The following is a 21,267-nucleotide window of genomic DNA, read 5'->3' on the forward strand; positions in this document are numbered from 1 at the left end:
GTCTCCGTATGCTCTTTTACGTCTTAAGGACTATATAGGGCCATAATGGACAAGTACCCGGACCAAAAGCGCGCAGTTCAATATCTGTACCCGCCGATCGATCCTTTCGATCAGCGCATGGTCGATATGGGCGATGGGCACCGTATTTACGTGGAACAATGCGGTAATCCTGACGGGATTCCGGTGGTCATCCTGCATGGCGGCCCCGGTGGCGGCTGTAGCCCCGCGATGCGGCGTTATTTCGACCCGCAGGCCTATCGGGTGATTCTGTTTGATCAGCGCGGGTGTGGCCGGTCGCGGCCCACGGCATCTGTTGAGAACAACACCACCTGGCATCTGGTTGCGGATATCGAACGTCTGCGCACGCTGTTTGATATCGAGGACTGGATTGTCTTTGGTGGCAGCTGGGGGGCGACGCTGGCGCTGGCCTATGCGCAGACCCATCCCGACCGCGTCAACCGTCTGGTACTGCGCGGCGTGTTTTTGGCGACGCATGCCGAGCTGGATTGGTTCTATGGCGGCGGCGCAGGCAAGTTCTGGCCCGAGCAATGGGCGAAATTCACCGCGCTACTGTCCGACGCGGAACAGAAGGACTCGATCAAAGCCTATAACAAGCGCCTGTTTTCCGGCGACCGCGCGACCGAGATTCTTTATGCCCGCGCCTGGTCGCATTGGGAAAATGCGCTGGCCTCGATCCATACAAACGGATCGGTGGGCGAAAGCCCCGGCGAATATGCGCGGACATTCGCCCGGCTTGAAAACCACTATTTCACCAATGGTGGTTTTATGGAGTTTGATGGTCAGCTTCTGGCGCATATGGACCGGATCAAACATATCCCCGGCCATATCGTGCAGGGTCGTTACGACATGATCTGCCCGCCGCAAGCCGCGTGGAACCTGTCGCAACGCTGGCCGAATGCAGAACTTCGGATGGTGCGTAACGCAGGCCATGCCCTGTCCGAGCCGGGTATCAGCGCTGAATTGGTCCGCATCATGGATCGCGTGGCGGAGGGGACGGAATGACCCGGATCGACCGCCGTGCCCTGTTTACGTCCGGTGCAGCGGCCGCGTTGCTGGCAGCGACCGGAGCGTCGCTTGCAGATACGCCCAAACAGGGCGGTACGTTGCGTCTGGCGGTGCCCCGCGATGACAGTCTGGAACAAGTGGCGCGCGGTGCCGTGTTTGACACGCTGACCGAGATTGCGCCCGATGGCACGCTGCGAGGTGAGTTGGCAACAGGCTGGCAAACCGACGCGCAGGCCCGAGTCTGGGCCTTTGATCTGCGCGATGACGTTCGCTTTCACGATGATCAGCCGTTGACCGTCGAGGACGCGGTGGCAACGCTCGCCACGCTCGGACAGGCCGAGGCTTTGGCCCCAAACCGCGTGCGGCTTGAACTTACCGAAGCAGATCCGGGGTTGCCATTCCGATTGGCCGATAGTCAGTTTGTGGTCACGCGTCGCGGACAGGCCGTGACGCCTTTGCAATCTGCGAACGGAACCGGGTGCTATCGGGTTGAACGGGCTGAGGATGAGCGTCATTTTCTGGGCCGCAAAATAGCAGGCCACTACAAAGATGGCCTTGCAGGTTGGGCGGATGCGATTGAGATCATCGTGATCCCAGACGCAAATGTGCGGGCCGAGGCGCTGCGTGACGGTTTCGTCGATATCGCTGCCTTGCCCGAAAGCGGCACGTTGCGCGCCACGCGTGGCCTGCGGTATCTGCCCGATGAATCGAGCATGGCGCTGGCCGTTGCCGCGCATGTGGGCCTGCCGCGCCAGATCGGGCAGGGGCAGGCGTTGGACGATGGTCGCATCGCCGAGCGGTGGTGGCTGGCGTAAATCCGATCACGATTTGCGCCGGGGGTTGCAGACTCGGAAACTCCTGCGTATATGCATTTGCAACAGCGGCACGTTGGACGTCTGGTCCAAAGTTCCACCGGAAAATTCGACGGGCCGCGCGCCCGTTTTTTTGTGCCCGACGACTGGGTAGAGAACCTGAATGACAAACGACCTGATTGCCAAAGCTGCCATTGACCGGCGTCTGGCCGAGATTATCACCCCCGTGATCGAAGATCTGGGGTACGAACTCGTGCGCATTCGCCTGATGAGCGGCAAGACCACAACGATGCAGATCATGGCCGACAAGCCTGATGGCGGTATCGAAGTCGATGACTGCGCCGAGATTTCCAACGCGGTCAGCGCCACGCTGGATGTCGAAGACCCGATCCTGGATGCCTATACGCTTGAGGTCTCCAGCCCGGGCATCGACCGCCCGCTGACCCGTCTCAAGGATTTTGAGACATTCGAAGGGTATGAGGCCAAGATCGAAACCGCTGAACTGATCGATGGCCGCCGTCGCTTTAAGGGGGAATTGGCCGGGATCGAAGGGGATGAGGTTCTGATCAACATTCCCGAGGGGGATGAGACGATCACCATCGGTCTGCAATTCGACTGGCTGAGCGACGCCAAGCTGGTTTTGACCGATGATCTGATCAAGGAAATGCTGCGCCAGCGCAAAGACGCCGGTGCCCTGAACGAAAACGCTTTCGACGAGATTGAGACCGAAGGGTCCGAAGAGGAGACGAACTGATGGCAATCACCTCAGCCAACCAGCTGGAGCTGCTGCAGACCGCCGAGGCCGTGGCCCGCGAAAAGATGATCGACCCCGGTCTGGTTGTCGAAGCGATGGAGGAATCGCTCGCCCGTGCTGCCAAGAGCCGTTACGGCGCGGAAATGGACATTCGTGTCTCCATCGACCGCAAGACCGGCAAGGCGACCTTTACCCGCGTCCGCACCGTGGTCGAGGATGAAGAGCTTGAGAACTACCAGGCCGAGATGACTGTCGAGCAGGCCAAGCAATACATGGAAGCGCCCGAGGTTGGTGACGTCTTCGTCGAAGAAGTTCCACCGGTTGAAATGGGCAGGATCGCGGCGCAGTCCGCCAAGCAGGTGATCCTGCAAAAGGTGCGCGAAGCCGAACGTGACCGTCAGTACGAAGAATTCAAGGATCGTGCAGGCACCATCATCAACGGTGCGGTCAAGCGCGAGGAATTCGGCAATGTCATCGTCGATCTGGGCGGCGCCGAGGCCGTTCTGCGTCGCAACGACAAGATCGGCCGCGAAAGCTATCGCCCGAATGACCGTGTGCGCGCCTACATCAAAGAGGTTCGCCGCGAAGTGCGTGGCCATCAGATCTTCCTGTCGCGCACCGCGCCGGAATTCATGGCTGAACTGTTCAAGATGGAAGTGCCGGAAATCTATGACGGCATCATCGAGGTCAAGGCCGTGGCCCGTGACCCCGGTTCGCGCGCCAAGATCGCCGTGATTTCGTATGATGGTTCGATTGATCCCGTCGGTGCCTGCGTTGGTATGCGCGGTAGCCGCGTGCAGGCCGTTGTGAACGAGCTGCAGGGCGAAAAGATCGACATCATCCCTTGGAACGAAGATCAGCCGACTTTCCTGGTGAACGCGCTGCAGCCCGCCGAGGTTTCCAAGGTGGTTCTGGACGAAGAAGCCGGCAAGATCGAGGTTGTGGTTCCAGAGGAACAACTGTCCCTCGCCATCGGCCGTCGCGGTCAGAACGTGCGTCTGGCCAGCCAGCTGACCGGTCTCGACATCGACATCATGACCGAAGCCGAAGAATCGGCGCGTCGCCAGAAGGAATTCGAAGCCCGCACCCAGCTGTTCATGGAAACGCTGGATCTGGACGAGTTCTTTGCCCAATTGCTGGTCTCGGAAGGGTTCACCAACCTTGAAGAGGTGGCCTATGTCGAGATTGACGAACTGCTGGTGATCGACGGCGTCGATGAAGGTACTGCGCAGGAACTTCAGGCGCGTGCGCGGGATTACCTTGAGGCACAGGCCAAAGCGGCGCTGGATGCAGCCCGTGCGCTGGGGGCCGAGGATAGCCTCATTGACTTCGAAGGACTGACACCCCAGATGGTAGAGGCGCTGGCCAAGGACGATGTGAAGACGCTGGAAGACTTCGCAACCTGCGCCGACTGGGAACTGGCCGGTGGCTGGACCACGGTCGATGGCGAACGCATCAAGGATGACGGTGTTCTGGAGCCTTTTGGCGTAACGCTGGAAGAGGCACAGGACTTGGTCATGACCGCCCGCATCATGCTGGGCTGGGTTGATCCGGCCGAACTGGAGCAGGCCGAAGAAGACGGTGAAGTCGCAGAGGAGGCCGAGGCCTGATCTCAGGCCTCGGGTGGCGCACATGGGTCGCGGTGGCGTCCATAAGGATCGGTCGGAAGGCCCCGAGCGCAAGTGCATCGCCACGGGCGAGGTTCAGCCCAAATACGGGCTGATCCGCTTTGTGACGGGGCCGGATGGTCAGGTTTACCCCGATGTTGCGGCGAAACTGCCGGGGCGTGGGGTTTACGTGGCGGCGGATCGCGCCGCGCTGGACAAGGCCGTTGGCAAGAAACTGTTCTCGCGCGGGTTCAAAGCGCAGGTCAGCACGTCGAAGGACCTGACCGATGAGGTCGAAAAACAGATCGCGCGCCGTGTGGTTGAATTGCTCAGCCTGGCGCGCAAGTCCGGCGATGCGGTTGCTGGGTATGAAAAGGTCAAGACCTGGCTGGACCGGGAAGAGGCAAGTGTGCTGATTCAGGCCAGCGATGGGTCGGGGCGCGGCAAGTCGAAACTCAGCACGCCGCACTTCGGCAAATATATCGGTTGGCTGACCGCGGACGAGTTAGGGGCGGCATTTGGGCGCCAAACCGTGATTCATGCGGCGCTGGCCTCTGGCGGACTCGCCAAACGTGTTGTAGAGGAAGCGCAGCGCCTGCGTGGCTTGCGCGAAACGGATGACGGCGGCAAGGGCCGCACGGAAGGGTAAGAAGCTTTATGAGCGAGAATGACGGCAAAAAGACATTGGGTCTTCGTGGCGGGGCGCGCCCCGGAAATGTGAAACAGAGTTTCAGCCACGGACGCACCAAGAATGTCGTGGTGGAGACCAAACGCAAACGCGTGGTCGTACCCAAGCCGGGCGCGACCAAACCTGGTGGCAGCGCTACGCCCTCGGGTGATCCGTCGCGCCGTCCAGCGGGTATTTCCGATGCGGAAATGGCACGCCGGATGAAAGCGTTGCAGGCCGCCAAGGCCCGCGAGGCCGAAGAGGCCGCCGCCCGCGAGGCCGAGGAAAAGGCGCGTGAAGAAGAACGTGCCCGTCGCCGTGCGGAACAAGAGGCTAAGGAACGCGAACAGCGCGAGGCCGAAGAAAAAGCCCGCGCCAAGGCCGAAGAGGAAGAGCGCAAGCGCAAGGAAGCGGAAGAAGCCGCCAAACGCGCAGCCGCTGCCCCGGCCCCGGAAGAACCCAAAGCCGCACGCGGTCCGGCCAATAAACCGGCTCCTGCAGCGACTCCGCGCAAGCAGGATCGCGAACGCGAACAGCGTGGCCGTGGCAAGGGCCGTGACGACAACCGCCGTTCCGGCAAGCTGACTCTGGGTCAGGCTACCGGCGGCGAGGGCAACCGCCAACGCTCGATGGCAGCGATGAAGCGCAAGCAAGAACGTGCGCGCCAAAAAGCCATGGGTGGCACGGTCGAGCGGGAAAAGGTGATCCGCGACGTGCAACTGCCCGAGGCGATCATGGTCTCGGAACTGGCCAACCGTATGGCTGAACGCGTGGCTGACGTTGTCAAATCGCTGATGCAGATGGGCATGATGGTCACGCAGAACCAGACCATCGACGCCGACACCGCTGAACTGATCATCGAAGAGTTTGGCCACAAGGTGACCCGCGTCTCCGATTCGGATGTTGAAGACGTCATCAAAGAGGTCGAAGACAGCGATGACGATCTACAGCCGCGTCCGCCGGTCATTACCATCATGGGTCACGTTGACCACGGCAAAACCTCGTTGCTGGATGCAATCCGCGATGCGCGCGTTGTAGCCGGTGAGGCAGGTGGGATTACCCAGCATATCGGCGCCTATCAGGTGAAAACCGATGGCGGCACCACGCTGACCTTCCTGGATACTCCGGGCCACGCGGCCTTTACCTCAATGCGCTCGCGCGGTGCTCAGGTTACGGATATCGTGGTTCTGGTTGTCGCCGCCGACGATGCGGTGATGCCGCAGACGATTGAGGCGATCAACCACGCCAAAGCGGCCGAGGTGCCGATGATCGTGGCGATCAACAAGATCGACAAGCACGAGGCGAACCCCGACAAAGTCCGCACCGACCTGCTACAGCACGAAGTCATCGTCGAAAAGATGTCGGGTGAGGTTCAGGACGTTGAGGTTTCGGCCGTAACCGGTCAGGGCCTCGATGAACTGCTCGAAGCCATCGCGCTGCAGGCCGAAATTCTGGAACTGAAAGCCAACCCCGACCGCGCCGCCCAAGGTGCTGTGATCGAGGCGCAGCTGGATGTGGGCCGCGGCCCCGTCGCAACCGTTCTGGTTCAGAACGGCACGCTGCGTCAGGGCGATATCTTTGTTGTGGGTGAGCAATACGGTAAGGTCCGTGCGCTAATCAACGACAAGGGCGACCGCGTCAAAGAGGCTGGTCCCTCGGTTCCGGTCGAGGTTCTGGGTCTGAATGGCACCCCCGAAGCGGGCGACGTTCTGAACGTCACCGAGACCGAAGCGCAAGCCCGTGAGATTGCCGCCTATCGCGAACAAGCCGCCAAGGACAAACGCGCCGCCGCGGGTGCCGCGACCACCCTTGAGCAGCTGATGCAAAAGGCCAAAGAAGACGAGAACGTGGCCGAGCTGCCGATCCTCGTCAAAGCCGACGTGCAGGGTTCTGCCGAGGCCATCGTTCAGGCGATGGAGAAAATCGGCAACGACGAAGTGCGCGTGCGCGTTCTGCACTCGGGCGTTGGTGCGATCACCGAAACGGACGTGGGCCTTGCCGAAGCCTCGGGCGCGCCGGTCATGGGCTTTAACGTCCGTGCCAATGCATCTGCCCGGAACACCGCGAACCAGAAAGGTGTCGAGATCCGCTATTACTCGGTGATCTATGACCTCGTGGATGACGTGAAAGCCGCCGCATCCGGCCTGCTGAGCGCTGAGATCCGCGAAAAGTTCATCGGTTACGCCGAGATCCGCGAAGTCTTCAAGGTCACCGGCGTCGGCAAGGTTGCTGGCTGTCTGGTCACCGAAGGTGTCGCCCGCCGCTCCGCCGGTGTCCGCTTGCTGCGCGACAACGTGGTGATCCACGAAGGCACGCTGAAGACGCTCAAGCGCTTCAAGGACGAAGTGGCCGAGGTTCAGTCGGGTCAGGAATGCGGTATGGCCTTCGAAAACTACGACGATATCCGCGCAGGCGACGTGATCGAAATCTTCGAACGCGAAGAGGTCACCCGGACGCTGGATTGATCGGGATTTGAAATGAAACGGAAAGCGGCGGCCTATTGGGTCGCCGTTTTTTTTGATTTGCCGGAAGTTGTCTAATTCCAACGAAAATTTGGCTTGGTTTAATCGTGCTCTTACTCCAAGGGGACAATGACCGAAGGTCTTCTGTGCGGACAAAGCGCTGTTTCGCTTCAGTTGTGCCAAAGGTTTCTTTTCTTAATTACGTCACAAACTCTGAACCTGGATCGTCTTATCTCTGAAACCTCAAAGTTGGAGATAAAATGCGAAGTTCAGTTTTGATCGGAGTCGGAGGGCTTTCCGTTTTTCTTGCGACCTATATGTGGACCGCTACACAGCACTGGTATCTTACGGTACCAGGGGTGGAACAAACAGGACCAATGAACTTTCATTTTGCGAAGGATGTCGCCCTTGCCTATCTGACAAGCGGGGTGGCGTTGATCTGGGCTGGGGTCAAACTTGACAAATCAGCTGGAGTCTGCGGCGCGTCCTGGCTTGTCCTCCATGCATTGTTTCATGTGTGGATATGGCTTCATCGCGGCACTCCGATGGATCTGGTTGCCCTCACCAACCTGGTAGGTATTCAGGTACCCGCCTTTGCTGGGCTCATTTCGGCAGTCAATCTGAAGTCAGAGGGGACGAAAACATGATCCGCACGCTTCTAAAAATAGGTTTTAAGAGCTTCGGGGCGCGATACAAATACGATACGAGCTACATGAGCTATATTGCTGATACGTCGGCATGGGCGGGGCTACGGCTTTCTGTGCTACCGTTTTACAGCCAATTTCGTGGCCCTAAAGAAGCTCAAAACGTCTGGGCAGGCGCAATGCTTGGATCGACGTTAGATGGTGATTGCGGGTCGTGTGTACAACTGATCGTCGATATGGCGCTTGAGGCAGGAGTTCCGGCAAACAAAATCACGGATTGCCTTCAAGGCGATGCGACGGCGGCAGGAGATGTCGGTCTCGGTTTCCGCTTTTCTCGGGCGGCGATTGCCGACGCCCCCGAACTGGATAGCCTTCGAAAGGAAATTGAAGTGCGCTTTGGCGCAATGACGGTCACCGCTGCATCTTTTGCGGCATCAAGTGGGCGGATTTACCCGGTGTTAAAACGTGGCATTGGCTTCGGTCAAATCTGTAGCCGCGTGAATGTTGAGAACGAGGCGATAGCGGTATTGGATCAATCATGAACGCGGTTGCAGCAATATTTGAAGCGGAGCGCTCAAAATTGATATCAATGTGCTATCGCATGCTAGGTGAACGGGCAGGGGCAGAGGACGCTGTACAGGACACATGGCTGAAATGGTCAGAAGCTGATACGGCCCAGATAGACAACCCTGCGGCTTGGCTGCGCCGGGTCGCCATGAATATCGCCATCGACACGTTGCGCTCCGCGCACCGACAACGCGAGGTCTATGTCGGCCCCTGGCTCCCCGAACCATTGTTTCAATGTGAAACGATTGAACCTGTGCATCAATTTGAACTTGCTCAGGAATGCGAGTTAGCATTGCTGTGGGCCATGGAGCGGCTCACTGAAAGAGAGCGTGCGGCGTTCATTCTTCGAGAGGCATTCGACGCCAGCTACTCTGAGATTGCGGGCACGCTTGGCGCGACTGAAGCTGCCTGTCGCCAACTTGTCAGTCGCTCTCAAAAGAAGTTGCAGGACTCCGGTCCCCGTTTTGATGCGACTCCGGAAGAAGTTGCAGATTTGAGCCAGCGCTTTTTCATGGCGATCATGGCCGAAGATTTCGACACCGCTCTGTCGTTGCTAACGCCTGATTCCGTTGCATTTTCTGACGGCGGGGCGAAAAGACGTGCCGCGCGGCGTCCATTGATCGGGGGCACCGAGATTCTGCAAGTATTCCGCGCCCTATACGAAAAGACGCGGCATGAATCAGGCTGGACGACGCGGATAGCATCCGTGAATACCAAACCCGCCTTTTTGCGGTATCAATTCGGGCAGCTGGATTCCATCACAACACTTGCACCTGATCAAAGTGGCAAGATTGGGTGGCTTTATATTATGAGAAACCCAGACAAGCTTGGAGTGATTAAGCAATAAGGGAAGCGCCATAGCGCCTTTGGCTGCGCGGCGGAAGACAATAAGAATGGACTCAAACCAAACGTTCCTGACACCGCAGCAAACGCCTCTGACTACCGCGATCCCGCCAAAAACGTCCCCGCATGTAGGATGATGTCAAAATGATGCATCCCCTTCTGCAAATCGAAACTGACCGAATGGCCGCCCTTGCGCAGGGCCTCGGCATATTCGCGGCTTTGGCGGATGAATTCGGGCGTGTCCCGGTCTGCCACGGTCACGTGATAGCGTGGGCCGGGGCGGGGCAGGTGCCGGATCGGAGACAGATCATTGACCTCGACCGGGGTCAGTTGCAGCGGGTCGTTCACCGGAGTCAGCCGGATCGGTTCCAGATCAAAGACCCCGCTGATCAGGATTACGTCGCGCACCCGCAGACCCGCGCGCGCCAGCGCATCGGCTGAGGTCGCCATGACCATGCTGGCCAAATGCGCGCCGGCACTGTGCCCAGACAAGGTTACGCGGGAGGGATCGAACCCCAGAGCGGATGCGTTTGCCGCCAGCCACAGAAGCGCATTGCGACATTCGTCGATCATGTCACCCAGACGCGCATCCGGGGCCAGTGTGTAGTTCAGCGTGGCAAGAGAGTGTTCCGCCTCGATCAGGGCCGGGGCCATCATTGCCGACTCGCGCTGGCTGAGGGCCTGCCAGTAGCCGCCGTGGATAAACACGTGCAGCGGCGCGCCCGCCCCTTTGGCCGGAAAGAAATCCAGCACCTGTGCCGGGTCGTCGCCATAGGCGAGGTTCTCGCGTACCTCAAGATCGGCCCGCGCCTGTGCGCTCAGTGCGGCATAGCTGGCCAGATACGGCGTCAGATCGCCGCCGACCATCGAACTGGGCGCATATTCCTGTTCCAGTTCCGATTGTGAAAATCCGCGATACAGCATCGAATACCCTCACTTTTGGTTAGGGTATTCCTTGTTCAGCCTGCGCGCGAAATCAACCGCTTTCAGGTCCAGTCCAGCACCACCTTGCCCGATTGCCCGGATTTCATCGCGGCAAATCCTTCGGCGAAATCGTCCACCTTCATCTGATGGGTGATCACGCGACTGACATCCAGACCGTTCTGCAACATGGCGATCATCTTGTACCAGGTCTCGAACATTTCGCGGCCATAGACGCCCTTGATGGTGATCGCCTTGAACACGATGCGTGACCAATCGACAGGGGACTTCCCGGGCGGAATCCCCAGCAGGGCAATCTTTCCACCCATCACCAGAGCCTCGACCATCTGATCCAGCGCGATTTGCGAGCCCGACATTTCAAGACCAACGTCAAAGCCCTCTTTCAGCCCCAACTCGGTGATGACGTCGTTCAGTTCCTCGCGCGAGACATCAACGGCGCGCACCGTTGGCACCACATGTTCGGCCAGTTTCAGCCGGTCGGCGTTTATATCGGTGATCACCACGTTGCGCGCGCCTGCGTGCCGGGCCACAGCTGCAGCCATGATACCGATGGGCCCCGCCCCGGTGATCAGAACATCCTCGCCCAGCAGATCAAAGCTGAGCGCGGTGTGCACCGCGTTGCCCAGCGGGTCCAGGATCGCTCCGATCTCATCAGGCACGTCGTCGGGCAGGGGGACGACGTTGAACGCGGGCAGCTTCAGATATTGCGCAAACGCGCCCTGTTCGTTCACCCCGATGCCCCGTGTGCCGGGGTCTAGATGGAACTTCCCCGCGCGGCTCTGACGGCTGTCGGTGCCGATCAGGTGCCCTTCGCCGGAACAGCGCTGACCGATTGTCAGCCCGGTCACATTGCGGCCGATCTCGACGATCTCACCGGCGAACTCATGCCCGGTGATCATCGGCACCGGCACTGTCGCGGCGGCCCAGTCATCCCAGTTCCAGATATGAATGTCTGTGCCGCAGATGCCTGTCTTGTTGACACGGATCAGAACCTCGTCGGGGCCGATCTCGGGAACCGGGGCCTGCACCATCCACAACCCTTCTTCAGGTTTGGATTTCTCAAGCGCTTTCATCGTATTGGGTCGCATCAGATTACCCCCAGCTCTTTGCCAACCTTGCCAAAGGCGGCCAATGCGCGGTCCAATTCGTCCCGTGTCAGGGCTGCATTCATTTGCGTCCTGATCCGGGCCTGTCCGCGGGGGACGACCGGGAAGAAAAAGCCCGAGACATAGACGCCTTCGTCAAACAGCTTTGCCGCCATCTCCTGCGCCAGCGTCGCCTCGCCCAGCATCACCGGAATGATCGGATGCTCGCCGGGCAGCAGATCAAACCCCAGCTTCTCCAAACCAGCACGCCAGTATTTGGCATTGCCGAACAGTTGCGCGCGCAGCATGTCGCCCTCTTCGACCAGCCGGATGGCTTCCAACCCCGCGGCGACGATAGAGGGTGGCAGCGAGTTTGAAAACAGATAGGGCCGCGCCCGTTGCCGCAACAGGTCGATCACTGGCTGCGGCCCGGCGATGTAGCCCCCGATGGCTCCCCCAAGTGCCTTGCCCAGGGTTCCCGTCAGAATGTCCACATCAACGCCAAAATGATCCGGCGTTCCGGCCCCGTTCGGCCCCATGAAGCCGGTGGCGTGGCAATCATCGACCATGACGATCGCGTCATACTTGTCGGCCAGTTCACGAATTTTCGGCAGATTGGCCAGATAGCCATCCATCGAAAACACGCCATCGGTCGCAATCATGATATGCCGCGCGCCATCCGCCTGTGCCTGTTTCAGCCGCGCCTCAAGATCGTCCATGTCGTTATTGGCATAGCGATAGCGTTTCGCCTTGCACAAGCGAACCCCATCGATGATCGAAGCGTGGTTCAGACTGTCCGAGACGATGGCGTCCTCGGGTCCCAGCAGCGGCTCGAAAAGCCCGCCATTCGCATCGAAACAGGCGGCGAACAGGATAGCATCGTCCTTGTTCAGGAATTGCGCCAGTTTTTGCTCCAGTTCGCGGTGAATATCCTGCGTGCCGCAGATAAACCGGACCGAGGCCATGCCGAACCCTTTCGGTCCCATAGCGCCCTTGGCGGCCTCGATCAGCGCGGGGTGATCGGCCAGGCCCAGATAGTTGTTGGCGCACAGGTTGATAACCTGCTTGTCGCCCACCGTAATCTCACCGCCTTGAGGCGAGGTGATCATGCGTTCGCGCTTATAAAGCCCTTCCGCTTCGATCTGCGCGAGGGTGTCCGTGATGTGGGACAGGAATGCATCTGCCATGGCGGCCTCCGGTTTGTCTGAGTCGCGTATCTAACATAGCGGATATAATTCCCAAATAGAAGAATTACAGTATGGAGGAAAAATTTCCGTGAAGGCGGATATTTGCCGGTGTCAGGCGTTTTTGACAATCAAAAACACCCGCGCCGGGCCGTCGGCGCAAATGGAATGTGCGATATCCGCCGCATAGCGGGCAGTGTCGCCCTGCCCAAGCTCGGACACGGCGCTGCCCGAGGTGACACGCACCGTCCCCTCAAGCACGGTCAGCTGTTCGCGCGCACCGCGGGCATGGGGCTGGCTGTTCAGCGCTCCGCCGGCGTTGAACTGAATGTCATAGACCTCGTGCCCACCGGCCTCTTCCGGGGGGGAGAGGATGCGAATCCGGCACTTTTCGCCCATATTGTCGATGCTCGGGACTTCGGCGCTGCGCAGCACTTCGATCCGGTCGACGCTTTCGCCATCCTCAAGCAACCCGGCGAAGTCCACCTGCAGGGCGCGGGTCAGGTTCCACAAGGTCGAGATTGTGGGGCTGCTTTCGCCCCGCTCGATCTGACTGACCATGGATCGTGACACGCCGCTGAGGTTGGCCACGGCCTCAAGCGACAGGCCCTTGGCGCGGCGGGCCTCTTTCAAGCGGGCGGGCAGGCGTGTCAGGATATCGTCTGAATTGTCCGTCATGACGGAATCCATGCGGGTTGCCGGAGCAGATGTCAATTCCGTCCGTGACGGGACGTCCCATAGGACAGGAGATGCTGCAGGTGCATACTGTTGCCGAATCCTGGAGGAGAAAGACATGACCGATATCGTTATTCTCGATGGTGCGCGCACCGCGATTGGCACCTTTGGCGGTGCGCTGGCCTCGACCGCGCCGATTGATCTGGCCACCGTGGCGACCGAAGCAGCGCTGGAGCGCTCCGGGGTTGAGGGCGCGCAGATCGGGCATGTAGTGTTTGGTCATGTGATCAATACCGAGCCGCGCGATATGTATCTGTCCCGCGTCGCGGCGATGCAGGCGGGAATTCCGAACGGTACCCCTGCAATGAATGTGAACCGTCTGTGCGGGTCAGGCGCGCAGGCGATTGTGTCAGCGGTGCAGGCCCTGATGCTGGGCGATGCGGATTTTGCCGTGGCAGGCGGGGCCGAGAGCATGTCGCGTAGCCCCTATATCGTGCCTCAGGCACGATGGGGCGCCAAGATGGGCGATGTCACATCGCTGGATATGATGCTGGGGGCGCTGAACTGTCCGTTTGGGACAGGGCATATGGGCGTGACGGCCGAGAATGTGGCCGACGAGCATCAGATCAGCCGCGCGCAGATGGACGAGTTTGCCATGACCAGCCAGACACGCGCAGCGGCGGCGATTGAGGCAGGGCATTTCGACAGCCAGATCGCGCCGGTGCAGGTCAAGGTCAAGCGGGACATGGTGGATTTCAAGGTTGATGAGCACCCCAAGGCCACGACTGCCGAAGCGCTGGCCGGGTTGCGTCCGGTGTTCAAGAAGGACGGGCGTGTGACGGCGGGCAATGCCTCGGGCATCAACGATGGTGCGGCGGCGATGGTTTTGGCGACGGCGGATGCAGCTGAGAAAGCCGGTTTGAAGCCAAAAGCGCGTGTGCTGGGATATGCCCATGCCGGAGTGCGCCCCGAGGTGATGGGGATCGGCCCCGTTCCGGCGGTGCAGAACCTGTTTGCCAAGACGGGCCTGTCGGCAGAGGATTTTGATGTGATCGAAAGCAATGAAGCCTTCGCGGCGCAGGCTTTGGCGGTCAATCAGGAACTGGGTCTGGATGCGGCAAAGGTGAACCCCAACGGGGGCGCGATTGCCCTTGGACATCCGGTTGGCGCCACGGGGGCGATCATCACACTCAAGGCGTTGTATGAACTGGAGCGTGTTGGCGGGTCGAAAGCTTTGGTGACAATGTGTATCGGCGGCGGGCAAGGGATCGCCCTTGCCATCGAGCGGCTCTGACCTGAACCGTTGCAGGGGGGGGCTGTCTGCCCCCCATCGCGGCAGGCCGCGATTCCCCCCGAGGATACTTATAGACAGATGAAGGGGCGGATCGGGATTAGCTGAGGGCGGCGATCAGAAGGACGACGGCCGCCCCGACGGTTGCGCCGATTGCCGCGGGCAGGATTGCTGAGAGTAGCGTGTTGCCCCTTGGTTCTTCCTTTTGGGTTTGAGCGATCAGGGCGTTTTCCACCAGCGCGGGCAGGCGCGGGCCGAACCGGGCCAGCACCAAAGCGGTTTTGCCAAAGTCCCGCAGGGCGGCGCGGGGACCGATGGATTGCTTGATGTAATCCTCGACCACCGGGCGCGCGACTTCCCAGATGTTCATATGCGGATCGAGCGAACGGGCGACGCCTTCGACCACCACCATGGTGCGTTGTAGCAGGATCAACTCGGTGCGGGTTTCCATGCCGAAACGCTCGGTCACTTCGAACAGGTAGTTCAGCAGGCGGCCCATCGAGATGTGAGAGGCGTCCATGCCAAAGATGGGCTCTCCGACCGCACGCAGGGCGCGGGCGAATTCGTCGACGTCCTGGTTTGCAGGAACGTATCCTGCTTCGAAATGCACTTCGGCCACGCGTTTGTAGTCGCGGCGGATGAAGCCGAACAGGATCTCGGCATAGACCCGGCGGGTGTATTCGTCGATATGGCCCATGATGCCGTAGTCATAGGCGATGATATCGCCGTTCGCGGCGACCTTGAGGTTACCCTGATGCATATCGGCGTGGAAATAGCCGTCGCGTAGGGCGTGCAGCAGGAACAGGCGCAGGACCCGTTCCGCCAGATCGCGGCGATTGTGGCCTGCGGCATCCAGCGCGTCATTCTCGCCCAGAGGAATACCATCGGCCCAGCTGAGGGTCATGACGCGGCGGGCAGACAGGGACCAGACGACGGGCGGCAGCCAGAATCCGGCGTCGTCCCTGGTGTTGGCGGCGTATTCCGACGCGGCGGCGCTTTCGAGTCGCAGGTCCAGCTCGCCGCGCACCACGCCGTCGAAATGTTCGATCACCTCCATCGGGCGCAGCCGGCGCGCGCCGGGGGCGCAGAGGGACACGATGCGGGCCGCGAAATAGAACGCATCAACGTCTTTGCGAAACGCGCGCTCGATTCCGGGGCGCAGGACTTTGACGGCCACGTCTTCGCCGGTGCTGGTCAGTTTTGCCTTGTGAACCTGTGCGATGGACGCCGCAGCAATCGGCTCGCTGAATTCCGAGAACATGTCTGCAACAGGCTGTCCAAGTTCTTTTTCAACCTCGGTCATGGCCTCGTCGCGGGAAAAGGGGGGCAACTTGTCCTGCAGCACGCGCAGTTGTTCGGCAAGTTCGTTGCCCACGACGTCAGGCCGTGTCGACAGGATCTGGCCGAACTTGATATAGGCCGGACCCAAAGCCGTCAGCGCGCGTGTTGCGGGCGGCATTGTGGGGTCGCCCTTATAGCCCAGCCATTGGAAGGGCTTTCCCAGAACATGGGCCAAAATGCGAACGGCGCGCGGAGCTTCGAACGCGTCCAACACCACATTCATCGCGCCTGTGCGTTCGAACGTGGCACCCGTGCGGATCAGGCGGATAATGTTGTGAGGGCCGCGCATCTAGATTTTCCAGCCCGAATGCAGTGCGGCGATACCCATGCTCAGGTTGCGGTATTTGGCGTTTTCGAACCCGGCGGAGCGGATCATGTTCAGGAAAGTCTCCTGATCGGGAAATTTGCGAATCGATTCGACCAGATACTGATAGCTGTCATAGTCATTCGCGATCAGCTTGCCCATGCGCGGGATGACGTTGAAGCTGTAGAGGTCATAGAGCTTTTGCAGCCCGTCATTGGGTAGCTGGCTGAATTCCAGCACCATCAGGCGGCCACCGGGTTTCAACACGCGGTAGGCCTCGTTCAACGCCTCTTGCGGGCGGGTCACGTTCCGGATGCCGAAGGAAATGGTGTAGACGTCGAATGTGTTGTCCTCGAAGGGCAGGGACATCGCATCGCCGACAACCCAGTTCAGGCTGTCGGCCATCTGATCGGCTTCGGCCCGTTGGCGGCCTTCGACCAGCATCGGCTCGGTCAGGTCAAGAACGGTAGCATGACCATGACCCGCGCGCTTGAGGAAGCGGAAGGAAATGTCTCCGGTCCCCCCTGCTACGTCCAGCAGCCGCTGACCGGGGCGCGGGGCGAGCCAGTCCATCATCGCGTCTTTCCAGACCCGGTGGATGCCCATCGACATGACATCGTTCATCACGTCGTATTTCGAGGCGACCGAGTTGAACACGCCCTGAACACGCCCGGCCTTTTCAGCCTCGCGCACGGTTTCGAACCCGAAATGAGTTGTCTTGTCGCTGTAGTCGGACATTTGCCTTGCCGTTCGTCGAATTTCGCCTCTGTTATAGGGCCATGAGAGGCGGGCACAATGCGGCCCTTTGGAATGGGAGCCAAGTAATGCCCGAATTGCCCGAGGTCGAGACAGTAAGACGCGGCCTGTCCCCTGCGATGGAAGGGGTGGTGATCGAAAGGGCGGATGTGAACCGCCCGGATCTGCGCTGGCCGTTTCCTGAACGAATGGCCGAGCGGCTGACCGGACAGCAGGTTCTGCGCCTGCGGCGGCGGTCGAAATATATTCTGGCCGATCTCAGCAGTGGAGAAACATTGCTGATCCATCTGGGTATGTCGGGGCGGATGACGGTGTCTGGTGACCCATTGGGGCAGTTTGTGCACGACCACCCGGCGGTGCAAAAGCACGACCATGTGGTGTTTCACATGGCCAACGGTGCGCGGGTCACCTTCAATGACCCGCGCCGGTTCGGCGCGATGGATTTGTTGACGACGGAATCGGCGGAGCAGCACAAGCTGCTCGCGGTTCTGGGACCCGAACCCTTGGGCAATGACTTTCACGAACAGCACCTGATTGATGCGTTCAAAGGCAAGAACACTCCGGTCAAATCCGCGCTTTTGGATCAGGGAATCGTTGCGGGATTGGGCAATATCTACGTTTGTGAGGCACTTTATCGTGGCCGTGTGTCGCCTCGCCGCAAGGCCGGACAGATTTCTGCGCCCCGTGTTGCGGCGCTGGTGCCGATCATCCGACAAGTGCTGCAAGATGCCATTGAGGCGGGTGGCTCGTCCCTGCGCGATTTCCGCCAAGCCGATGGAGAACTTGGATATTTTCAGCACAGCTTCGACGTCTATGGGCGCGAAGGCGAACCCTGTCGGACCGAAGGTTGTGGTGCATCGATCAAGAGAATCACCCAATCCGGTCGCTCATCTTTCTATTGCGCGCAATGCCAAAGATAACTTGATCCAGCCTATGCGCGTGGTAAGGAATCGTATCTGAACGGAACAACCGAAAGCTCTCAGTCCATGGCTTTTGAGACGATCATCGTCGAAATCGAAAACCACGTCGCCCTTATCAAGCTCAACCGACCCGATGCGATGAACGCGCTGAACACCCAGTTGCTGGGAGAATTGTGCACCGCGCTGGAAGAGGCTGACAGCAATGACAAGGTGCGCTGCATCGTCATCACCGGCTCGGACAAGGCGTTTGCGGCAGGGGCGGACATCAAAGAGATGTCCGAGATGAGCTATGTCGATGTGTTCAACATCAACCTGTTTGCCGACGCCAATGATCGGATCACTGCCATCCGCAAGCCGATCATCGCGGCGGTGGCTGGTTACGCACTGGGTGGTGGCTGTGAACTGGCGATGCTGTGCGATTTCATCATTGCGGCGGATTCGGCCAAGTTCGGTCAACCCGAGATTAATCTGGGGGTGATCGCAGGCCTTGGTGGCAGCCAGCGCCTGACACGGTTCGTGGGCAAGTCCAAAGCGATGGACATGAATCTGACGGGCCGTTTTATGGATGCCGACGAAGCGGAACGCGCAGGACTGGTCAGCCGGGTCGTACCCTCGAAGAAGCTGATTGATGAGGCCACCGGTGTAGCGCAGAAGATTGCCGAGAAATCCCAGCTGACTGCGATGGCCGCCAAAGAGGCTGTCAACCGCAGCTATGAACTGCCGCTGAGCGAGGGGATGCTGTTCGAGCGCCGGGTGTTCCACTCGATGTTTGCTACAGAAGACCAGAAAGAGGGTATGGCCGCATTTCTGGAAAAACGCGCGGCTCAGTTCCGCGACAAGTAGACGTCGGCAGGGCAGGCAATCAGGCGGGCTTTTGCCTGCCTTTTTCATACCCGCCATATGCTGCAGAAGAATCGGCTTGGCAAACCCGGACAACTTGGATAGTAAGCGCCGCTATACATGCGCGTGCGGCCCGCCTGGCCCGACTCACACTCGTGATTACTGATCCGGTGCGGATATTTCCCGTGGCGCGCAACCCAAGATAACCGTACCGAACAAAGGTCAAAGTCACATGGCAAATTCGCCCCAGGCAAAAAAACGCGCCCGTCAGAACGAAAAGCGTTTCGCCGTAAACAAAGCGCGCCGTTCGCGCATCCGCACCTATTTGCGTAAAGTTGAAGAAGCGATCGCATCTGGCGACAAGGACGCAGCAACCGCGGCCCTGCGCGCAGCTCAGCCTGAACTGATGCGCGGCGTCACCAAGGGCGTTTTCCACAAGAACACCGCGTCGCGGAAAATGTCGCGCCTGTCGGCGCGCGTCAAAGCGCTGGGCTGATTCTGTGGGAAAACGCGTCAAGCGTTGATCTTCGAAAAAGGCGTCGCCATGTGCGGCGCCTTTTTCATTGTTGCCAGAATACCGCGCCTTCACGAAACCGAGAGATTCTTTCGGCCCGAACCCCGAGTCAATATCAGAGTTTCATTGCCGCGACGGGTAGCCTCTTGCTACCACTGTTTCAGCGATTCACTCGCTTGGGGGGACAGGCTGTTCCGGTGATCTGACTGACGGGCATCAGGATGATCGCAGGGACGAATGTTCGATAACCGGCCTTGGCCGGACGGACGATCTGCTACGGGTCTCGGGTTTCCGGTGATCTTGGCCCTGTCGACAATTTGGATGGTAACGCGTCGCCCGTGTTTCGGGTGCGGTCCTGCTGCGGGGCTGCAAAGACTGTTGTCTGCGTCATCATCACCTATCCGCCCGCCAGACATAATTCGGTCTGGCGACAGGATAGCCTTGTGCGTGAACGCAATAGAACCGGGAAACCGGGCCATATCAATAAGGCCGACAGGCTAATAAAGAATGGGATGCGTGAGGCGCCGTATGACACAAGAGAAATGGGGAAAACTTCGAACCAAGTTGTTGAAGACCGTGGGACAGAACAACTTTACAACCTGGATCGAACCTCTTGAATTCGAGGAACTGCAGGATGGCGTCGCTATCTTTTCGGTTCCGACCAATTTCATGGGCAACTATGTCAGTCAGAATTTTGCTGATCTGATTCTGTATGAATTGAACACGGCAGGCGAATCCGTCCAGCGCCTATCCTTCAAAACCGCGGCCAATTCCGCGACACGGCCAGCGCAGACCGAGTCACCGCAACCTGCCCCCGAAGCGGCACCTGCGCGGCCTGCATCGGATATGGCCGGCAACGCGCTTGAGGCGCTGCAGGCGGCCCCGCTGGACGCGCGCTTTACCTTTGACAGTTTTGTTGTTGGTAAACCCAACGAACTGGCACATGCTGCTGCGCGCCGCGTGTCCGAAGGTGGTCCCGTGACGTTCAACCCACTGGTGCTGTATGGGGGCGTCGGTCTGGGTAAGACGCACCTGATGCACGCCATCGCGTGGGAGCTGAAAACCCGCCATCCCGAACTGAACGTTCTGTACCTGTCGGCGGAGCAGTTCATGTACCGCTTTGTGCAGGCGCTGCGTGAACGCCGTATGATGGATTTCAAACATCTGTTCCGCTCGGTCGATGTGCTGATGGTCGATGACGTGCAGTTCATCGCGGGCAAGGATTCGACGCAGGAAGAGTTCTTTCACACCTTCAACGCGTTGGTGGACCAGAACAAGCAGATCATCATCTCGGCCGACCGCGCGCCGGGTGAAATCAAGGACCTTGAAGACCGCGTGAAATCGCGCCTGCAATGTGGTCTGGTCGTTGATCTGCACCCAACCGACTACGAATTGCGTCTGGGCATCCTGCAGAACAAGGTACAGCAATACAGCAGCACCTATCCCGGCCTGACCATCTCGGACGGCGTGCTGGAATATCTGGCGCAGCGGATCTCGACCAATGTTCGCGTGCTCGAGGGCGCGCTGACCCGTCTGTTCGCCTTTGCCTCGCTGGTGGGCCGCGAGATCGATATGGACCTGACGCAGGATTGTCTGGCCGACGTGTTGCGCATGTCCGAGCGCAAGATCACCGTCGAGGAAATCCAGCGCAAGGTCTCGGAGTATTACAACATCCGCATGTCCGACATTATCGGCCCGAAACGCCTGCGGTCCTATGCGCGCCCGCGACAGGTGGCGATGTATCTGTGCAAGCAATTGACCAGCCGCTCGCTGCCGGAAATCGGTCGCCGTTTTGGCGGGCGTGATCACACCACGGTCATGCACGGCGTCAAACGCATCGAGGAACTGAAGCTGACCGATGGCCAGATCGCCGAAGATGTCGAGATGCTGCGCCGGGCATTGGAAGCCTAAAACGCCGCCTCAAAGCGAACGCGCCCCGGGTCTGATGCCTGGGGCGTTTTTTGTGCGCTATAGCCCACGGTCCGCCGTGAACTGTGTCGGAAGGACCACGCGCCTCTTGACGCATCGGGCAT

The 21,267-nt window shown here is 59.6% G+C and carries 20 protein-coding genes; 14 read left to right on the plus strand and 6 right to left on the minus strand.

Features of this window, described 5'->3' with window-relative positions; genetic code table 11:
- Positions 1-45: 45 nt before the first annotated feature.
- From pip to sigJ, 9 genes are all read left to right on the plus strand, one after another.
- Positions 46-1,023: a prolyl aminopeptidase gene (gene pip / locus ACR0FG_RS12050; RefSeq protein ID WP_480893238.1), complete on the plus strand. Its 978-nt coding sequence runs from the start codon at positions 46-48 to the stop codon at positions 1,021-1,023.
- A complete protein-coding gene (locus ACR0FG_RS12055) occupies positions 1,020-1,841 on the plus strand; it encodes an ABC transporter substrate-binding protein (protein ID WP_480893240.1) in 822 nt (273 codons plus the stop codon). The genes pip and ACR0FG_RS12055 overlap by 4 nt, the downstream gene beginning before the upstream one ends.
- A 160-nt stretch (positions 1,842-2,001) precedes the next feature.
- Complete coding sequence (gene rimP, locus ACR0FG_RS12060) at positions 2,002-2,592, plus strand: ribosome maturation factor RimP (RefSeq protein WP_010442531.1); 591 nt, start codon at positions 2,002-2,004, stop codon at positions 2,590-2,592.
- Positions 2,592-4,202, plus strand: a complete 1,611-nt coding sequence (gene nusA / locus ACR0FG_RS12065) for a transcription termination factor NusA (protein ID WP_170711015.1) — start codon at positions 2,592-2,594, stop codon at positions 4,200-4,202. Before rimP ends, nusA begins: the two co-directional genes overlap by 1 nt.
- 22 nt (positions 4,203-4,224) lie before the next feature.
- Complete coding sequence (locus ACR0FG_RS12070) at positions 4,225-4,848, plus strand: RNA-binding protein (protein WP_480893242.1); 624 nt, start codon at positions 4,225-4,227, stop codon at positions 4,846-4,848.
- 8 nt (positions 4,849-4,856) lie between these two features.
- Complete coding sequence (gene infB, locus ACR0FG_RS12075; protein ID WP_480893244.1) at positions 4,857-7,331, plus strand: translation initiation factor IF-2; 2,475 nt, start codon at positions 4,857-4,859, stop codon at positions 7,329-7,331.
- 257 nt (positions 7,332-7,588) lie between these two features.
- On the plus strand, positions 7,589-7,975 hold the full coding sequence (locus ACR0FG_RS12080; RefSeq protein ID WP_480893246.1) for a hypothetical protein: 387 nt from the start codon (positions 7,589-7,591) through the stop codon (positions 7,973-7,975).
- The gene (locus ACR0FG_RS12085; protein ID WP_480893248.1) at positions 7,972-8,514 is read left to right on the plus strand and encodes a hypothetical protein; all 543 of its coding nucleotides are present in this window, start codon (positions 7,972-7,974) and stop codon (positions 8,512-8,514) included. Before ACR0FG_RS12080 ends, ACR0FG_RS12085 begins: the two co-directional genes overlap by 4 nt.
- Entirely contained in the window at positions 8,511-9,386 is an 876-nt protein-coding gene (sigJ, locus tag ACR0FG_RS12090) for an RNA polymerase sigma factor SigJ (RefSeq protein WP_480893250.1), read from the plus strand. The genes ACR0FG_RS12085 and sigJ overlap by 4 nt, the downstream gene beginning before the upstream one ends.
- 92 nt (positions 9,387-9,478) lie before the next feature.
- Here the strand turns inward: sigJ and ACR0FG_RS12095 are convergent, their stop codons facing one another.
- The 4 genes from ACR0FG_RS12095 to ACR0FG_RS12110 form a co-directional block, all read right to left on the minus strand.
- Positions 9,479-10,306: an alpha/beta hydrolase gene (locus tag ACR0FG_RS12095; RefSeq protein ID WP_480893252.1), complete on the minus strand. Its 828-nt coding sequence runs from the start codon at positions 10,304-10,306 to the stop codon at positions 9,479-9,481.
- A gap of 62 nt (positions 10,307-10,368) precedes the next feature.
- Complete coding sequence (gene tdh, locus ACR0FG_RS12100; RefSeq protein ID WP_480893368.1) at positions 10,369-11,397, minus strand: L-threonine 3-dehydrogenase; 1,029 nt, start codon at positions 11,395-11,397, stop codon at positions 10,369-10,371.
- A gap of 14 nt (positions 11,398-11,411) precedes the next feature.
- Positions 11,412-12,596, minus strand: coding sequence for a glycine C-acetyltransferase (locus ACR0FG_RS12105; protein WP_480893254.1), 1,185 nt, complete (start codon positions 12,594-12,596; stop codon positions 11,412-11,414).
- Positions 12,597-12,707: 111 nt separating this feature from the next.
- A complete protein-coding gene (locus ACR0FG_RS12110; protein WP_480893256.1) occupies positions 12,708-13,271 on the minus strand; it encodes a helix-turn-helix domain-containing protein in 564 nt (187 codons plus the stop codon).
- A 115-nt stretch (positions 13,272-13,386) separates the two neighbouring features.
- Here ACR0FG_RS12110 and ACR0FG_RS12115 point away from each other — a divergent pair, with 115 nt between their 5' ends.
- On the plus strand, positions 13,387-14,562 hold the full coding sequence (locus ACR0FG_RS12115) for an acetyl-CoA C-acyltransferase family protein (protein WP_170711007.1): 1,176 nt from the start codon (positions 13,387-13,389) through the stop codon (positions 14,560-14,562).
- Between the two features lie 97 nt (positions 14,563-14,659).
- Here ACR0FG_RS12115 and ubiB read toward each other — a convergent pair whose 3' ends face one another.
- Positions 14,660-16,189, minus strand: a complete 1,530-nt coding sequence (gene ubiB, locus ACR0FG_RS12120; RefSeq protein WP_480893258.1) for a 2-polyprenylphenol 6-hydroxylase — start codon at positions 16,187-16,189, stop codon at positions 14,660-14,662.
- Complete coding sequence (gene ubiE / locus ACR0FG_RS12125; RefSeq protein WP_480893260.1) at positions 16,190-16,942, minus strand: bifunctional demethylmenaquinone methyltransferase/2-methoxy-6-polyprenyl-1,4-benzoquinol methylase UbiE; 753 nt, start codon at positions 16,940-16,942, stop codon at positions 16,190-16,192.
- 86 nt (positions 16,943-17,028) lie between these two features.
- Between ubiE and mutM the strand changes: the two genes are divergently transcribed.
- The 4 genes from mutM to dnaA all read left to right on the plus strand — a co-directional run bounded on the left by mutM (position 17,029) and on the right by dnaA (position 21,145).
- Positions 17,029-17,880, plus strand: coding sequence for a bifunctional DNA-formamidopyrimidine glycosylase/DNA-(apurinic or apyrimidinic site) lyase (mutM, locus tag ACR0FG_RS12130; RefSeq protein WP_480893262.1), 852 nt, complete (start codon positions 17,029-17,031; stop codon positions 17,878-17,880).
- Positions 17,881-17,946: 66 nt separating this feature from the next.
- The gene (locus ACR0FG_RS12135; RefSeq protein WP_480893263.1) at positions 17,947-18,723 is read left to right on the plus strand and encodes an enoyl-CoA hydratase; all 777 of its coding nucleotides are present in this window, start codon (positions 17,947-17,949) and stop codon (positions 18,721-18,723) included.
- A gap of 229 nt (positions 18,724-18,952) precedes the next feature.
- The gene (gene rpsT, locus ACR0FG_RS12140) at positions 18,953-19,216 is read left to right on the plus strand and encodes a 30S ribosomal protein S20 (RefSeq protein ID WP_142638226.1); all 264 of its coding nucleotides are present in this window, start codon (positions 18,953-18,955) and stop codon (positions 19,214-19,216) included.
- A 546-nt stretch (positions 19,217-19,762) separates the two neighbouring features.
- A complete protein-coding gene (gene dnaA, locus ACR0FG_RS12145; protein ID WP_170711001.1) occupies positions 19,763-21,145 on the plus strand; it encodes a chromosomal replication initiator protein DnaA in 1,383 nt (460 codons plus the stop codon).
- The last annotated feature ends 122 nt before the right edge of the window (positions 21,146-21,267 follow it).

The sequence above is a fragment of the Ruegeria sp. E1 genome (assembly GCF_056534225.1).

Excerpts from the sequence above, each read along its gene's own strand:
- rpsT (WP_142638226.1), top strand. The coding sequence starts at position 18,953 with ATGGCAAATTCGCCCCAGGCAAAAAAACGCGCCCGTCAGAACGAAAAG.
- ACR0FG_RS12070 (WP_480893242.1), top strand. The coding sequence starts at position 4,225 with ATGGGTCGCGGTGGCGTCCATAAGGATCGGTCGGAAGGCCCCGAGCGC.
- ACR0FG_RS12105 (WP_480893254.1), bottom strand. The coding sequence starts at position 12,596 with ATGGCAGATGCATTCCTGTCCCACATCACGGACACCCTCGCGCAGATC.
- nusA (WP_170711015.1), top strand. The coding sequence starts at position 2,592 with ATGGCAATCACCTCAGCCAACCAGCTGGAGCTGCTGCAGACCGCCGAG.
- dnaA (WP_170711001.1), top strand. The coding sequence starts at position 19,763 with ATGACACAAGAGAAATGGGGAAAACTTCGAACCAAGTTGTTGAAGACC.
- pip (WP_480893238.1), top strand. The coding sequence starts at position 46 with ATGGACAAGTACCCGGACCAAAAGCGCGCAGTTCAATATCTGTACCCG.
- ACR0FG_RS12085 (WP_480893248.1), top strand. The coding sequence starts at position 7,972 with ATGATCCGCACGCTTCTAAAAATAGGTTTTAAGAGCTTCGGGGCGCGA.
- mutM (WP_480893262.1), top strand. The coding sequence starts at position 17,029 with ATGCCCGAATTGCCCGAGGTCGAGACAGTAAGACGCGGCCTGTCCCCT.
- infB (WP_480893244.1), top strand. The coding sequence starts at position 4,857 with ATGAGCGAGAATGACGGCAAAAAGACATTGGGTCTTCGTGGCGGGGCG.
- ACR0FG_RS12080 (WP_480893246.1), top strand. The coding sequence starts at position 7,589 with ATGCGAAGTTCAGTTTTGATCGGAGTCGGAGGGCTTTCCGTTTTTCTT.
- rimP (WP_010442531.1), top strand. The coding sequence starts at position 2,002 with ATGACAAACGACCTGATTGCCAAAGCTGCCATTGACCGGCGTCTGGCC.
- tdh (WP_480893368.1), bottom strand. The coding sequence starts at position 11,397 with ATGAAAGCGCTTGAGAAATCCAAACCTGAAGAAGGGTTGTGGATGGTG.
- ACR0FG_RS12135 (WP_480893263.1), top strand. The coding sequence starts at position 17,947 with ATGGCTTTTGAGACGATCATCGTCGAAATCGAAAACCACGTCGCCCTT.
- ubiE (WP_480893260.1), bottom strand. The coding sequence starts at position 16,942 with ATGTCCGACTACAGCGACAAGACAACTCATTTCGGGTTCGAAACCGTG.
- ACR0FG_RS12115 (WP_170711007.1), top strand. The coding sequence starts at position 13,387 with ATGACCGATATCGTTATTCTCGATGGTGCGCGCACCGCGATTGGCACC.
- ACR0FG_RS12095 (WP_480893252.1), bottom strand. The coding sequence starts at position 10,306 with ATGCTGTATCGCGGATTTTCACAATCGGAACTGGAACAGGAATATGCG.
- ACR0FG_RS12055 (WP_480893240.1), top strand. The coding sequence starts at position 1,020 with ATGACCCGGATCGACCGCCGTGCCCTGTTTACGTCCGGTGCAGCGGCC.
- sigJ (WP_480893250.1), top strand. The coding sequence starts at position 8,511 with ATGAACGCGGTTGCAGCAATATTTGAAGCGGAGCGCTCAAAATTGATA.
- ubiB (WP_480893258.1), bottom strand. The coding sequence starts at position 16,189 with ATGCGCGGCCCTCACAACATTATCCGCCTGATCCGCACGGGTGCCACG.
- ACR0FG_RS12110 (WP_480893256.1), bottom strand. The coding sequence starts at position 13,271 with ATGACGGACAATTCAGACGATATCCTGACACGCCTGCCCGCCCGCTTG.